General features: G+C 45.5%; 14 protein-coding genes. 7 read left to right on the top strand and 7 right to left on the bottom strand.

The window, feature by feature from the left end; all coding sequences use genetic code 11:
* Positions 1 to 140: 140 nt before the first annotated feature.
* The 3 genes from SIC45_RS09575 (at position 141) to SIC45_RS09565 (ending at position 3989) form a co-directional block, all read left to right on the top strand.
* Positions 141 to 1637 (top strand): phytoene desaturase family protein, encoded by a 1497-nt coding sequence (locus SIC45_RS09575; protein WP_319632004.1) that lies wholly within the window; start codon positions 141 to 143, stop codon positions 1635 to 1637.
* Complete coding sequence (locus tag SIC45_RS09570) at positions 1634 to 3082, top strand: phytoene desaturase family protein (protein WP_319632003.1); 1449 nt, start codon at positions 1634 to 1636, stop codon at positions 3080 to 3082. The genes SIC45_RS09575 and SIC45_RS09570 overlap by 4 nt, the downstream gene beginning before the upstream one ends.
* A gap of 64 nt (positions 3083 to 3146) precedes the next feature.
* Positions 3147 to 3989: a phytoene/squalene synthase family protein gene (locus SIC45_RS09565; RefSeq protein WP_319632002.1), complete on the top strand. Its 843-nt coding sequence runs from the start codon at positions 3147 to 3149 to the stop codon at positions 3987 to 3989.
* Between the two features lie 302 nt (positions 3990 to 4291).
* On the opposite strand, the gene SIC45_RS09560 is transcribed toward SIC45_RS09565, so the two are convergent.
* The 3 genes from SIC45_RS09560 to SIC45_RS09550 all read right to left on the bottom strand — a co-directional run bounded on the left by SIC45_RS09560 (position 4292) and on the right by SIC45_RS09550 (position 6800).
* Positions 4292 to 4888 carry a hypothetical protein gene (locus SIC45_RS09560; protein WP_319632001.1) on the bottom strand — a complete coding sequence of 199 codons (597 nt, stop codon included), beginning with the start codon at positions 4886 to 4888 and terminating at the stop codon, positions 4292 to 4294.
* 177 nt (positions 4889 to 5065) lie between these two features.
* Positions 5066 to 5839 carry an alpha/beta hydrolase gene (locus SIC45_RS09555; RefSeq protein ID WP_319632000.1) on the bottom strand — a complete coding sequence of 258 codons (774 nt, stop codon included), beginning with the start codon at positions 5837 to 5839 and terminating at the stop codon, positions 5066 to 5068.
* A gap of 178 nt (positions 5840 to 6017) precedes the next feature.
* Positions 6018 to 6800 (bottom strand): TerC family protein, encoded by a 783-nt coding sequence (locus SIC45_RS09550; protein ID WP_319631999.1) that lies wholly within the window; start codon positions 6798 to 6800, stop codon positions 6018 to 6020.
* 386 nt (positions 6801 to 7186) lie between these two features.
* Between SIC45_RS09550 and SIC45_RS09545 the strand changes: the two genes are divergently transcribed.
* Both SIC45_RS09545 and SIC45_RS09540 read left to right on the top strand, forming a co-directional pair.
* A complete protein-coding gene (locus SIC45_RS09545; protein ID WP_319631998.1) occupies positions 7187 to 7561 on the top strand; it encodes a PilZ domain-containing protein in 375 nt (124 codons plus the stop codon).
* A gap of 56 nt (positions 7562 to 7617) precedes the next feature.
* Positions 7618 to 7836 (top strand): hypothetical protein, encoded by a 219-nt coding sequence (locus tag SIC45_RS09540; RefSeq protein WP_319631997.1) that lies wholly within the window; start codon positions 7618 to 7620, stop codon positions 7834 to 7836.
* Between the two features lie 106 nt (positions 7837 to 7942).
* Here SIC45_RS09540 and SIC45_RS09535 read toward each other — a convergent pair whose 3' ends face one another.
* Together SIC45_RS09535 and SIC45_RS09530 are read right to left on the bottom strand one after the other, a co-directional pair.
* Positions 7943 to 8713, bottom strand: a complete 771-nt coding sequence (locus tag SIC45_RS09535) for an SDR family NAD(P)-dependent oxidoreductase (protein ID WP_319631996.1) — start codon at positions 8711 to 8713, stop codon at positions 7943 to 7945.
* Between the two features lie 179 nt (positions 8714 to 8892).
* A complete protein-coding gene (locus SIC45_RS09530) occupies positions 8893 to 9945 on the bottom strand; it encodes an EAL domain-containing protein (RefSeq protein WP_319631995.1) in 1053 nt (350 codons plus the stop codon).
* 268 nt (positions 9946 to 10213) lie between these two features.
* Here SIC45_RS09530 and SIC45_RS09525 point away from each other — a divergent pair, with 268 nt between their 5' ends.
* Entirely contained in the window at positions 10214 to 11200 is a 987-nt protein-coding gene (locus tag SIC45_RS09525) for an aldo/keto reductase (protein WP_319631994.1), read from the top strand.
* Between the two features lie 84 nt (positions 11201 to 11284).
* On the opposite strand, the gene SIC45_RS09520 is transcribed toward SIC45_RS09525, so the two are convergent.
* Positions 11285 to 11653, bottom strand: a complete 369-nt coding sequence (locus SIC45_RS09520; protein WP_319631993.1) for a cupredoxin domain-containing protein — start codon at positions 11651 to 11653, stop codon at positions 11285 to 11287.
* A 274-nt stretch (positions 11654 to 11927) separates the two neighbouring features.
* Between SIC45_RS09520 and SIC45_RS09515 the strand changes: the two genes are divergently transcribed.
* Positions 11928 to 12464 carry a YceI family protein gene (locus SIC45_RS09515; protein ID WP_319631992.1) on the top strand — a complete coding sequence of 179 codons (537 nt, stop codon included), beginning with the start codon at positions 11928 to 11930 and terminating at the stop codon, positions 12462 to 12464.
* A 446-nt stretch (positions 12465 to 12910) separates the two neighbouring features.
* Here the strand turns inward: SIC45_RS09515 and SIC45_RS09510 are convergent, their stop codons facing one another.
* A complete protein-coding gene (locus tag SIC45_RS09510) occupies positions 12911 to 13072 on the bottom strand; it encodes a hypothetical protein (RefSeq protein ID WP_319631991.1) in 162 nt (53 codons plus the stop codon).
* Positions 13073 to 13166 lie beyond the last annotated feature (94 nt).

The raw sequence follows: 13166 nt of genomic DNA, 5'->3' as shown, positions 1-13166 counted from the left end.
GACCTTTCTTTCTGAAAGGTCTTTTTTATGCTTTTACAATGTCTATTTTCCCAGGCTTTTGGGCAGGTTGAGAATGCAAAAAAACGGGAATAAAACTTTGGACATGAACATTAGGTTTTGACAGAGAGGGGCTTTTTGGAGTGAGAGAGACACGAATTGCGGTCGTAGGGGCGGGCCCCGGAGGACTTACCGCTGCCATGCTGCTGCAAAGTCAGGGTTTTCAGGTGAGTGTGTTCGAAAAGGACGATAAGCCGGGCGGGCGTACGTCCCACGTGGACGTTGACGGATACCGCTTTGATAAAGGCCCGACATTTTTAAGCATGCCTCATATTGTTGAGGAAATTTTTTCAGCCACTGGAAAAGATCTGGCACACTATATTTCCTGGAATTATTTGGATCCAATGTATGAATTATTTTTCGAAGATTCAAGCTTCCGTCCGACTTCCAATAAGCAGGAAATGAAACGGCGGATCGCTGCTTCCTTTCCAGGCGATGAGAAGGGATATGATCGTTTTATGCATGATCTGGGCAAACGGTGGGAGGCACTTCTGCCGGTGCTTGAGCATGAACACGGATCGCTCCTGGACTATATGAAGCCCCGGACGCTTAAAGCCCTTCCGCACCTGGCACTCGGGAAATCTGTCTACGATGTGCTGAGCCAGTATTTTTCCGATGAGCGGCTGAAGCTTTCTTTTACCTTTCAGTCCAAATATTTAGGAATGTCACCATGGGACTGCCCAGGGGCGTTCAGCATTCTTTCCTACATGGAGCATGAATACGGAATTGTTCATCCTACGGGGGGATTGAACCAGATACCAAAAGCAATGGCTAAAGCATTTGAAGAGGACGGCGGCCATCTTTATTTGAATACGCCGGTTAAAAAGATCCGTACGAAAAAACAACAGGCCGTGGGGGTGGAGCTTGAAAACGGGGAAGTGTTTGGAGCAGATGAAGTAGTGGTTAATGCAGATTTCGCCTACGCTGCTACCGAATTGTTTGATGAACCGCTGAAGAAATGGAAAAAAGAAAAAGTGGCTGAAAAAGACTATTCCTGCTCGGCGTTTATGCTGTATGCCGGCGTGGACACTACCTATCCCGAAGCAGCCCACCATTCTATCGTTTTTTCCGAGGACTATAAAAAGAATGTGGAAGAAATGATTCATGAAAAAATTGTTTCGGATGATCCGTCGATCTATATTCATAATCCGGCTGTTACCGACGACACGCTGGCGCCTGCCGGAAAATCGCCAATTTATATGCTTGCCCCGGTACCAAACAACCAGAGCGGCATCGACTGGGAGAACAATAAGGACAGCTTTCGGGACCTGGTGCTTGATCAGGTGGAAAGTCGTTCGCATTTTAAAGGACTCCGGGATCATATTGAAGTGGAAAAAATTTATACGCCCACAGACTGGCAGATCGACAGTAACGTGTACGAAGGAGCCGTGTTTAATTTGTCCCACCGCTTAAATCAGATGATGTATTTTCGTCCGCATAACAAGTTCGAAGATGTCGGGAACTGCTGGCTTGTTGGCGGAGGTACGCATCCCGGCAGCGGCCTGCCGACGATTATTGTATCCGGCAGAATCACTGCTCAGGCACTGACGGCTAAATATTCCAGGGAGCGGGCGCAATGAAAAATATTATCGTGGGAAGCGGGATCGGCGGACTTGTGACAGCTCTCTATAGGACCCAGGCGGGTGAAGAAGTAACGATAGTGGAAAAGGATAAAGAAGCAGGCGGGAGGATCAAATGGGTAGAGCAGGACGGTTTTAAAGTCGATGAGGGGCCAACGATCGTGCTGCTGCCCGAAACAATTAAAGCAATACTTGCTGAAGCGGGGATGGACCCGGAAGTGCTTGATATGGAACGGATTGATCCATTATACCGGATGGTTTTCGCCGACGGCACGGAATTTTACAAATGGAGTGATCCTGAAAAACAGAAAGAAGAGATGGCAAGGACTTTTCCCGGGGAAGAAGATAATTTTGAAAGATTCATGAACGATATGAAGAAAAATTTTCTCCAGGGGGAAAAAGATTTTTTATCCCGTTCATTTATGCGCAAACGGGAGTTTTTCACTGCGGCTAATATCCGTTCCCTATGGCAGATGAAGGCTTATCAGTCGGTTAGAGCGCAGGTGGCTGATTATTTTACAGACCCCCGGCTCCGGGACGCGTATTCCCTGCAGACGCTTTACATTGGCGGCAATCCTGCCTCTACCCCCGGTATTTACTCCCTGGTCTCCTTCAGTGAACAGTATCACGGCATTTGGTATATCCACGGAGGGTATGCAATGCTGATCGAGAAAATAAAAGAAGAGCTGGATCGTCGCGGAGTGACATTCCGGTTTGAAGAAACAGCATTAAGCATCCAGTCGAAGGGACAGGTATTTACTGCCCTGAAAACGAATAAGCGGGTAGAACCGGCAGACCGGCTGATCTGTAACTGTGAGCTTCCAGCGGCAGAACAGCTGGTGGAAAATAAATCACAAAAAAAATACACTTCTTCATCAGGATGCTTGCTAATTTATTTGGGATTAGACAAAATATATACAAAGGCATCTATACACCAGTTTTTTATGGGCAGCAATTTTGATCATCAAATGAAGCAGGTTTTTGACAAGAAGGATTTACCGGACGAGCCGAGTATTTATGCATTCCACCCGTCATTAATAGACTCTACCCTCGCCCCGGAAGGTAAGAGTGTGCTGTATCTGCTCGTTCCCGTGCCATCAGGAGACAACGTCGACTGGGAGGTGCAGGAAGAGTTTATTCAGTCTATTTTGGAGACGGTCGAGAAAAAAGGGTTCCCGCACCTGCGTTCTTCGATTCAGTGGATGCAGATCCGGACGCCTCAGGATGCCGGCAGATATGGGCTGTATGAAGGAGGCAGCTTTGGCATCGCTCCAAGCTTTGCCCAATCAGGTGCTTTCCGGCCGCAGCTTAAGCCGTTCTCCTACAGCAACGTATACGCGGTAGGCGCTTCTACGCATCCCGGTGGCGGTGTTCCAATTGTCATGCAGGGAGCAAAACTGCTAGCAGAGCATCTCAAAACAGGGAGAAAGCAGGATATGTTCTGATAAACACCCGGCAGGGGACCAACCACCACTTGGCTTCTGACACGCGGGAGAGGGGATGAGAAGTATGAAACCAACGTTAGAAGAAGCATACGAAGAATGTCATCGTATTATTACCATGCACAGCAAAACTTTTTCGAAAGCTTTTGATATTCTGCCGCTTGAAAAAAGGCGGGGCGTCTGGGCCGTCTATGCTTTTTGCCGGACTGTCGATGATATTGTGGATGAAGGAGAAAATCCGGAAGAGGAATTAAAGGAATTTGAAATCATGTTTCATCAGTTTCTCCGCGATCCATTTTATCAGCCATCCCCGCAGTGGATTGCACTGAGAGATACTTTCGAGCGATTTGATATGGAAGTACAGCCTTTTTTGGATATGATCCAGGGGCAGTATATGGATTTGGAAAAAATTTTTTATTACACACTGGAAGAAGTTGAAGGGTATTCCTATTATGTAGCAGGAACTGTAGGACTGATGCTTCTGCCTATCCTTTCCCCGGAGCGTTTTGAACACCTGAAGCCGGGCGCAATCGCCCTTGGAAAAGCGATGCAGCTGACAAATATTCTTCGCGATGTAGGTGAAGATCTGGAGCGGGGGCGCATTTATTTCCCTGTTGAAATACTTGAAAAGCACGGCTATACCACCAGGGATCTTTACGAACACCGCCTTGACCCGTCATTTGTCCGGGCATGGGAGGAGACGGCCGCACGCGCAGAGGAGCTGTATACAGAGGCACTTGAATCTATTGAACAGTATCCGAAGGATGCAAGGTATCCCGTCAAGGGCGCTGCTTATATGTATCAGGCAATTTTAGAATCGGTACGGAAAAACGATTACCAGGTGTTTAAGGAGCGGGCTTACGTTTCTAAACGGGACAAATGGAGTATTTTAAAAAGGCTTTCCTCCTGAAGGATATTAAGCAGGAGCAGAAGAAGGCCGGCCGAAAAAGCAGAAATTCTGCTCTTTTTTCTAATAGGGAAGTTGAAATCCTAAAATGGGATTTTATGTATGTTGCTATAGTGGTAAATATAAACGATTGGAGCCGCGGGATGTTATTATATCCGGCGGTTTTAGTCTGCTTATACACAAAGCTTACGCAGATGACGAAAAGTATGCGGAAAAAACTGATATATGAACGGAACATAAAATACCACCAGGCCCAGGCCCTGGTGGTTTAACTCGTTTTAGAAATCTTTTCTGCGGAGAGAAGCTTAGTTATTATCCCTGCTGTTTGGGTCCCGCTGATTTTTTCCTTCTTCCTGCGGCTCAATGTCCGCCTGATCGTCTTTTCTTTTTATCTCTTCTTCCGGTGACTCCTGGATATTTTGATTGGTACTGCTTTCAGAAGAAGAGCCGGAATTATCAGAGGAAGAATCAGAGGCAGAAATGTGCTCTGCGCCCTGTTTTGCCTGGTCCTTGACTCCTTCGAGCTCCTGTTCAGCTTCTTTTGCTGTGTCAGCTACATCCTTCAGCTCATCACCGGCTTCTTTTGCTGTGGATACTACACCTTCGGAGTCTTTTTTCACCTGCTGGATCTGCTCAATAATGTCTTTGCCGTAATCATTGTAAATCTCCTGAAGCTGGGTCGTTGCCTGCTTGGCGAGCTCTACTGTGCGTTGAAAACGGCTTTTCAGTTCATCCGTATCGACTTCCTGGTTCGCTTTGTTTACTTTATCTTTGATGCCTTCGCTGCTGCCGCTCTCGCTGGTACTACCGGATCTTTTCGCATACCAGTATACGCCTCCCCCGATAGCCGCAGCTGAAAGCGCAACAATTGGCAGTGTTTTGCCGGTTGATGTGTTACTCATTATATCTACTCCTTTTTGTTAAAATATGGAATAAATGGTTCAGGAAATTAAAAAAAGAGTCAGCAAGAAAAAAGATTTCTTTTGCTGGCTCATGGGTTAGCTTATTATCCAACCATTACCGCCGTGTCTGATATGCAAAGTAAGAATGAACTATAAGCATATATCCTTTATGCTTCTTCAGTAAACATCGTTGTTAACAAAATTTCTGATAATAGCGTTCACCTCGTTGGAGGCTCTGGTGGGAAGCTGGTGTACTTTACCCTGAATATGAACATTGTGCATGTTGGGAAGCCGGGCTTTAAAATCATGCTGATGTTTTTTTACGAACACGTCATTGCTGCCAAATATCGTAAGCACGGGACAGGTGATATAAGGGAGAAGGCCGGTGCTGTCATAGTGCCTGCCGTTCAAATACATCTGCTCTAAAACACCGGGGTCGCTGTTTTCAATATTTTTTTCGATGCGCGCCTGCTGGTCCTGCTTTTTGGTATGAGAAAAGGCGAGCCCTTTGCCAAGCGTTCCCAGCAGATTTTCGTATGTGCTCCAAATGCCAAGACGGAATTTCCCGGCCAGCATATACGTTCGTACTTTTGGAAAGCTGCTGATTAATACGAGTGCTTTTGTCTTTTCAGGATATCTGTAAGCAAATTCCTGAGCGGGGAGTCCGCCAAAGGAATAGCCGCAGAGAATAACCTGGGAAGTCTCAAGATGAGATACCAGGGCGTAAATATCCTCTGTCCACTGGCTGATGGTGCCGTCAGCAGTGTCCCCGCGTTCGCTTCTTCCATTTCCGCGTGGATCGAAGGTAACGACTTTGAACTGATCTTCAAGCGGATGCTGCTGCTCAAAGGCCGTACAGCCAAGGCCGGGAGGGGAAATAAATAAAAGCACAGGCCCCTGGCCCCGCTGTTCATAATAGAGTGATGTGCTTGTTGAAGTAAAAAATGGCATAAGCATGCTCCTTCGGCTTTCGTCAGCCGTGAAATTAAATTTTTATCTAATTCTTTTTTACCTCCAATCTGTATAAATAAACTTCCAAGCTTGAAAACGCTGTGAAAAAAGCACCCTTAAGCTTTCATCTGCTTAAAGGCGCCTGGTTTTATATGCAAAGCTAAGTCTGCATTAACGATTAACGTTCTTTCGCTGTTTCATCTGCAGATTTTGGGCTGGATAAAAACCAGCCGCTGGCCGCAATTACAACGAGGACAATATAGAAGGAAGCCTTCCAGAGCGGTGAATGGGAAAATGCTTCTGGAATAACGTGCAGCGCCGGGTGACTCAAAGCATAAACGGCGAGTTTTACACCGACCCAGCCAACGATCACAAAGGCCGTGATCTCAAGACCTGGACGTTTTTCCAGCAGAGTAACAAATTTACTGGCAGCAAACCGCATAATAATAACCCCGATTAATCCACCGAGTAAAATGACAGCGAAGATTCCACCGTCAAGCCCGCCAATGGCCGGGAGCCCGGAGGGTGGAAGGGTAATAGCAAGAGCGACACCTGCAAGAATTGAATCGACGGCAAAAGCAATATCTGCAACCTCGACCTTCAACACAGTTTTCCAAAAACCGGGTGATTTATTTTCTTTAGTTACAGCAATCTCGCTTTGCTGCTGGCGGTGGCGGACGAGGTGCCTGATAATATGATTAATGGCGATATAGAGAAGGTAAGCCGCGCCAATAGCCTGGACCTGCCATACACCCGCCAGAAAACTGATGATAAACAGCGATCCAAAGCGGAAAAGAAAAGCGCCAAATAATCCGTAAAAAAGAGCTTTTTTCCGCTGTTTTTCGGGCAGGTCCTTAACCATTACCGCTAAAACCATCGCGTTATCAGCTGCTAACACACCCTCAAGCAGGACAAGTATAACCAGCACCCAGCTGTACTCCATTAATAAACCTACATCCATTCCTTCTTCTCTCCTTTTAAGAAAAGGCATGAAAAAACCCTTTTTCCTGAATGATTCGAAGGAAAAGGCATCAAAAAAACCTTTTCCTCCCCGTAGCTGCTACGAAGAAGAAAAGGTCTCGCTTATAGTCGGATAACTATCATCAGCACCGGGGCCTCAAAGCCCGTCATGACGATGCAGATGCAGAAAAGCTACTCCCCTTTTATTCTATGTTAATCATATTCCAGAGCGCATATAAAGTCAATCTTTATTTGCTGAATATCATGACGAAGCTATAAGCAATAAAATACCCGGGGCCCTGGCATGTAAACGCTTTTGAAATCCAAAGGCAGAGACTATATACTATTAATGAAGCACTTATTCCACGGAAGACAAAGGAGAAGGGTATGCCGGATTCAAGAAAAAACCTACGCTACTATTTCGAAGATCGACCACTGCACGGAACCTTTTTCATATACCGTATGGACAATACTATCGTCAACAGCGCAGCAGGAGACATAACGATCCATGATCTTTCCGGCGGGGGCATGCGGTTCTTTTCCCGGTTAAATCTGCCGGTCACAGACCGGGTGCTGTTGACTTTTTCCTTTCGCTCGCTCCATAAAAACTTTACCCTGCACGGCTATATAAAACGAAAGGAAAAACAAGTCGATGGCTGCATGTACGGCGTCTTTTTTCCGGATGAAGTCAACGATCAAAAAAATGACCTGGTGCGCACAGTGCACCAATTGAACATTGAACATAAAGAACGCCAGAGTTAAAAGGGTACTGAAATTTTCTGTTCATCAAAAACGAAAAATAAAAGAGGAGGAGGAGTATGGATAACGATTTACTGAAAGAGCTGCTGCTGATTGCGCGTATTGCTGCTAAAGAAGAAGGAACTATTACTCCGGATGATGCCAAGGAAGAAGCTCATTTTGATCATTTGATCAAAGAAGCGATGCTCGAAGCAGAAAAAGTGACAGACGAAGAAGAGAGAGTCGAATATGTGGACCCAGTGGTGACAGAAAAGGGCAGCCGTTTTATTAATGTATAGTTTTAGCCTTCATGAGGCGGCCAAAATTTATCGGAATGACAGTAATATAAACAGGCTCTCCTGCGCTAAAGCTGGAGAGCCTGCTGTTGTAAAGGGAACTCATTTTTTACTGGGCTGCCATACCGCCGTCAATACGGCACTGGGAACCGCTGATAAAGCTCGATTCGTCAGAAGCAAGGAATAAAGCAAGGTTAGCAATGTCTTCAGACTCTCCGTAGCGGTTCATGGGGATGGCCTGCTCCTGCTCGGTACGCGCGGATTCGGCATCATCCGGATTAAACCCTTTTTCAAGTGAACGCATCATTCGTGTATTTACCGGCGATGGGTGAATAGAGTTCACACGCACATTGGAGTCTGCGACTTCAAGAGCCGCCGTTTTGGTCAGGCCGACCACTCCGTGTTTAGAGGTAGTGTACGGACTAACTCCCGGAGTTCCCATTAAACCGGCAACAGAAGAAGTGTTAATAATACTGCCGCTGTTTTGTTTCGCCATGACGGGCATTACATATTTTAAACCGAGAAAGCTTCCTAATACGTTGACGTTCATTACCTTCATAAAATCTTCTGCGCTCTGTTCCGGAATAGGAGCTACCTTGCCCTCGATTCCTGCATTATTAAAAAATACATCTACCGTGCCAAACTGCTGCACAGTCTGATCCACATAATTTTTTACATCATCTTCATTGGTAACATCGGCCGTCGTTGTTTCCACTGGTCCGTACTCATCGAGTTCAGCTTTAACACTGTCCAATGCCTCCTGATTCATATCAACGAGCATCACATTAGCGCCTTCCTGAAGGAATTTCTTAGCAGCAGCCTTGCCAATACCTCCTGCTCCGCCAGTTATTATCGACGTATACCCTTCCAGTCTTTTCATGAGAAAAGCACTCCTTCCATATGAGGGTTTAATTTATAAAAATGCTTCGTCCATTGTTCTTCCCCCTGTCTAAAGAATTAAAACTGTGGTGGAGCTTTGTCATTTGTTTCAGCATCTAAAGACCTGTGTTTCCTATAAACAAAAAAAGCACATGCCCACCCGGCACATGCTTGTAAAGCTCAATGATTAGTATTAACAGTATGGGGGAGAGAATCGAGAGGCTGCTCCTGCGGCCTGGCGAAATAATATCCCTGAAACAGCTCGTAGCCCATGTCAGCTAAGTAATCGGCGTCCTCTTTATGTTCGACTCCTTCAGCAAGCGGCTGAGAGCCGGTATGGGCAGCGACCTGCAGCAGCGACGCCGCGACTTTTCGTTTTTCGGGATCCCGGCTTACGCCGTCAGAATACTCTCTGGCCAGTTTAACAATATCCGGCTCAAGGTAGGATAGCTTTTTAAGGTCATTGGCCCCGGTGCCTACGTCGTCTAAAGCATATTTAAAACCGTGCTCCCGGTAGTAGTTGAGAATGCCCTTTAAATGATCGATATCCTGGACTTCATCGCTTTCGACCACTTCAAAAACGACGTTTTCCGGCGGAATGCCCATTTCATTGATCAGGCGAATAGTGGTCGATAAACAGTGTTCAGGCACGTAAATAGCGGTGGGAATAAAATTGATAAAAATGAGTTTATCTTTAATGACGGCTGCGTTTCTGACAGAAGCCATCCGGCAGGCGCGGTCAAGCGCAAACAGCCGGTGACGGATGCGTGCGGCCTCAAGCAGGAAAAATGGGGCAATCGTTTTGCCATCTGCTGCTCTCCCGCGGGAAAGCAGCTCGTGCCCAATAATAGTATAGCTTCCGTTTTCCGGCCGGACGATAGGCTGGTAATGCGACTGTATCTTCTCCTGATCAATAATGTCATCGATCCACCCTGCTTCTTTATAAGCGTGGAGGGAGCGGAGCGGCTGTCTGCCAGCTTGGTCTTCTAAAGGGTTAGTCTTTTTCGCCGGAAAAATAAAAATTTCTTCCGAATTATAATGAACTTCCAGGTAATCCAGTAAATCAAAAGCAATGGTTTCATTCATCCATACCATATGGTTGTTTACTTCCTGCCATTGGTTTTCGCTGTATTCATTAAAATAAGGATGGAGCCGAGCGGGAGACTGATCGTTTTCAAAAATGAAAGTATAGCCCTGGTGCCCGGGCAGGCAAATGTCGCAACCGTTCTTCATAGATGACCTCCAAATGATGTCGTTTTAATAATAATATCGGCTGGAAAAGGATGTATTCAAGTGCTAAATAAGAAATTTTACCTAAAAGAGTGGTAGTGGGATGAATACCACCTCCGTTTGGACATGATGTTTAAATCTTACTGTGAAAGGTAACTAAAATAAAGTGATCATTGGTAAGAGCCTGCATCCGTTATCGGTGAGATGCATCAGACCATCCACTTATATGCGAACAAAAACGAGGACATTTTTATAAAGGAGGAAAAAGATTATGATTAATTTGAAGCAGGAAGGGAAGCTCGGCTTCGGTACCGCTCCACTTGGGAATATGTACCGCGATATCCCGGAAGATGAAGCTTTAAAAACAATTGAGACAGCTTGGGATCATGGCATCCGTTATTTTGATACCGCGCCTTTTTACGGAGCAGGGCTTGCGGAGCAGCGCCTGGGAAAAGCACTCGCCAGGCATAATCGTGACGATTTTGTATTGAGTACGAAAGTAGGCCGTTATATTTCCGATGAAACGGAAGAAAAGGAAGGATTGTTTGCTCACGGCCGTAAGAATAAAGTAATTGATGATTATACTGCGGAAGGCACACGCCGGTCGATCGAGCAGAGCCTGGAGCGTCTGCAAATGGATCGGATTGACTTTGTGTATGTGCATGACATTTCTCCGGATTTTCAGGGAGATGAATGGCTCGCCAAGTTCGAAGAGGCAAGAACAGGTGCATTCCGTGAACTAACCAAACTCCGGGATGAGGGCGTCATTCAATCCTGGGGAATAGGAGTGAACCGGACGGAGCCTATAGAGCTGGCTCTCGATCTTGAAAATTCCAATCCGGACATCAGCCTGCAGGCAACCCGTTACACGCTGTTGGACCATGAACATGCCCTTCAGCGCCTAATGCCAAGAGCCGAAGAACAAAAAGTCAGCATCGTTGTTGGCGCGCCGTTTGGTTCAGGGGTACTCGCCGGTGGATCTTCGTATGAATACTCAGATATTCCACCGGAAATTGCTTCGCGTGTCGAACAGATGAACACCATTGCTGAGCGTCACGGTGTAAGCCTGATTGCAGCATCCCTGCAGTTTTCAGCCGCCCATCCAGCAGTGGGAGCTGTTATACCGGGAGCGAGTCGTCCACAGCGAATCCAGGACAACCTCGAAGCATTAAATGCCGACATTCCTGCAGCATTCTGGCAGGAGCTTCGTAAAGAAAAACTGGTTTCCCCCGAAGCGCCGCTTCCAATCAAAGAATAAACTAGGTTAAAATCGTAGCCGCCGTGCCTGTATTAGGCGCGGCGGCTTTTTATTCATCAAAAAATAGGCCGGGAAGCCCCGGCCTTACTGAACAATTAAAGTAGCGGTCATATCTGTATGTCCTTCACCACAGGGAACGCTGCAGTAAATGTTATACTCCCCGGGTTCCTCCGGAGTGAACGTTGCTTCTCCTTTCCCCTGAATGTCTACGTCAAAGCCATCGATAGCAAGGCCATGTCCGCCCTCCTGGCTCGTTAAGCTGACGTTTACAGGCTGCCCGGCATTGACTGTATACTCTTCCTGGTCGAATTCAAAGTCAGTAGCGGTGACATCCATTGTTTGAGCCTCGGCGTTCTCACTGGTGCTTTCGGATCCATTATCTCCATCATTGCTGCCACATCCGGAAAGAACAACAAATAAGGCAAGAAAAAGTGCTGATACAGAATATTTCATAGTAAAAGTCCCCTTTCGGTATTAGTATACGGTGTTTCAGACGAAAAAAATTGCAAAGTCACCTGTAATTGAAACGAAATGTACCAATCACAATTATTGTAAAACATAATCATAGTAAAAAACAAAAAAGCTTTCATCGTTAAGGAAAAATTATTTGGAAATGACGGAATATTTGTTATTTTCAAAGCAGAAGAGTAGATTTAAAGGCTTGATACCTTTATACTAGTTATAGTTTCATTGATAAAACTGAATGAATTTTTAGGAGGAGTTACTTATGGCAAAAACAGTCTGGTCCGTTGACCCTGTACACAGTGAAATTGGATTTTCGGTAAAGCACATGATGATTTCAAAAGCGAAAGGCACGTTTGACCAATTTGATGCGACGTTAAAGGTGGACGTCGAAGACTTAACTGATGCAGAAATCGAAGTGAAGATTGATGTAGCGAGTATTAATACCAGTGACGAAAACCGTGATGGTCATTTACGGTCTGCAGACTTCTTTGATGCTGAAAACTATCCCAACATGACGTTCGTAGGCAAAGAGATTAAAAAAACGGGCGACAGTGAATATGATGTGACCGGAGATCTTACGATTAAGGGCACAACGAAGGAAGTTACTGTTGATGTTACATTTGAAGGACAAAGCAAAGATCCAATGAGCGGAAATATGGTAGCCGGCTTCAGTGGCCAGACAACCATCAACCGTAAGGAATTTGGTTTAACATGGAACGCCACGCTGGAAACAGGCGGGGTACTGGTTGGCGAAGATGTGAAAATTAATATTGAGTTGGAACTGCATAAGCAGGACTAAAGCGTAAAATACATGTAATATGAAAATAAAGGCCTTTTAGAGCTCCTGAGGAGATTTCTGAAAGGCCTTTTCTTGCGAGAAGCCACGGTCTGCCAATGTAAGGGCAGTAAGGTCAGGGGTTATCCGTAGGCGCCGGCAGCTAAAAGCACAAGGACAAAAAAGATTGCCAGCCCAATTGCGAGTCCAAAATACAATTTAATAAAATGCCACATAGCTTTGATCGCTCCTTTCGAAGGGAAAGGTGGGGATTACTGTTGAAAAAATGTTTTAATAAATAATCAGGCCCCCAAGCAGAGCGTATAAAAATAATAATACCAAAAAGAGCAGGCTCTGCCCAGAAAAAGCAGACCTGCTATTGTTAATGAAAGCTATTAATTCGAAAGCTGTATCACTTAAATGCTTCTATATTTAAGACGCTGAATTCACAGTCGCATATAAAACTTAGTTCAACTCTTTTTGTTTTCAAAAGGTTTGTTTAAATCTTCAAGGTCCTTTACATCTTTGTTGTTGCCTTCCCGGATTTCTTTCCGATACTTATCGAGACGCGCTTGTTTTTCATCCAGCTCGGCCAATAATTTTGGACAATCTGTACTATTTTTCTTTTTCATTTCAAGCCCCTCTTTCTGAAAGTTATCACTAATACCAGTATGTTGGATTTTCACTGCTTTTACAATAGGTATATAGATGATAAATGGATCATAT

The organism is Marinococcus sp. PL1-022, from assembly GCF_033845285.1.
In the GTDB taxonomy this organism is placed as follows: domain Bacteria; phylum Bacillota; class Bacilli; order Bacillales; family Marinococcaceae; genus Marinococcus.
The sequence above is the reverse complement of the archived record's forward strand: the minus strand, read 5'-3'. Positions and strand labels throughout refer to the sequence as shown.

Excerpts from the sequence above, each read along its gene's own strand:
- SIC45_RS09535 (WP_319631996.1), bottom strand. The coding sequence starts at position 8,713 with ATGAAAAGACTGGAAGGGTATACGTCGATAATAACTGGCGGAGCAGGA.
- SIC45_RS09545 (WP_319631998.1), top strand. The coding sequence starts at position 7,187 with ATGCCGGATTCAAGAAAAAACCTACGCTACTATTTCGAAGATCGACCA.
- SIC45_RS09525 (WP_319631994.1), top strand. The coding sequence starts at position 10,214 with ATGATTAATTTGAAGCAGGAAGGGAAGCTCGGCTTCGGTACCGCTCCA.
- SIC45_RS09565 (WP_319632002.1), top strand. The coding sequence starts at position 3,147 with ATGAAACCAACGTTAGAAGAAGCATACGAAGAATGTCATCGTATTATT.
- SIC45_RS09530 (WP_319631995.1), bottom strand. The coding sequence starts at position 9,945 with ATGAAGAACGGTTGCGACATTTGCCTGCCCGGGCACCAGGGCTATACT.
- SIC45_RS09560 (WP_319632001.1), bottom strand. The coding sequence starts at position 4,888 with ATGAGTAACACATCAACCGGCAAAACACTGCCAATTGTTGCGCTTTCA.
- SIC45_RS09515 (WP_319631992.1), top strand. The coding sequence starts at position 11,928 with ATGGCAAAAACAGTCTGGTCCGTTGACCCTGTACACAGTGAAATTGGA.
- SIC45_RS09520 (WP_319631993.1), bottom strand. The coding sequence starts at position 11,653 with ATGAAATATTCTGTATCAGCACTTTTTCTTGCCTTATTTGTTGTTCTT.
- SIC45_RS09540 (WP_319631997.1), top strand. The coding sequence starts at position 7,618 with ATGGATAACGATTTACTGAAAGAGCTGCTGCTGATTGCGCGTATTGCT.
- SIC45_RS09510 (WP_319631991.1), bottom strand. The coding sequence starts at position 13,072 with ATGAAAAAGAAAAATAGTACAGATTGTCCAAAATTATTGGCCGAGCTG.
- SIC45_RS09570 (WP_319632003.1), top strand. The coding sequence starts at position 1,634 with ATGAAAAATATTATCGTGGGAAGCGGGATCGGCGGACTTGTGACAGCT.
- SIC45_RS09550 (WP_319631999.1), bottom strand. The coding sequence starts at position 6,800 with ATGGATGTAGGTTTATTAATGGAGTACAGCTGGGTGCTGGTTATACTT.
- SIC45_RS09555 (WP_319632000.1), bottom strand. The coding sequence starts at position 5,839 with ATGCCATTTTTTACTTCAACAAGCACATCACTCTATTATGAACAGCGG.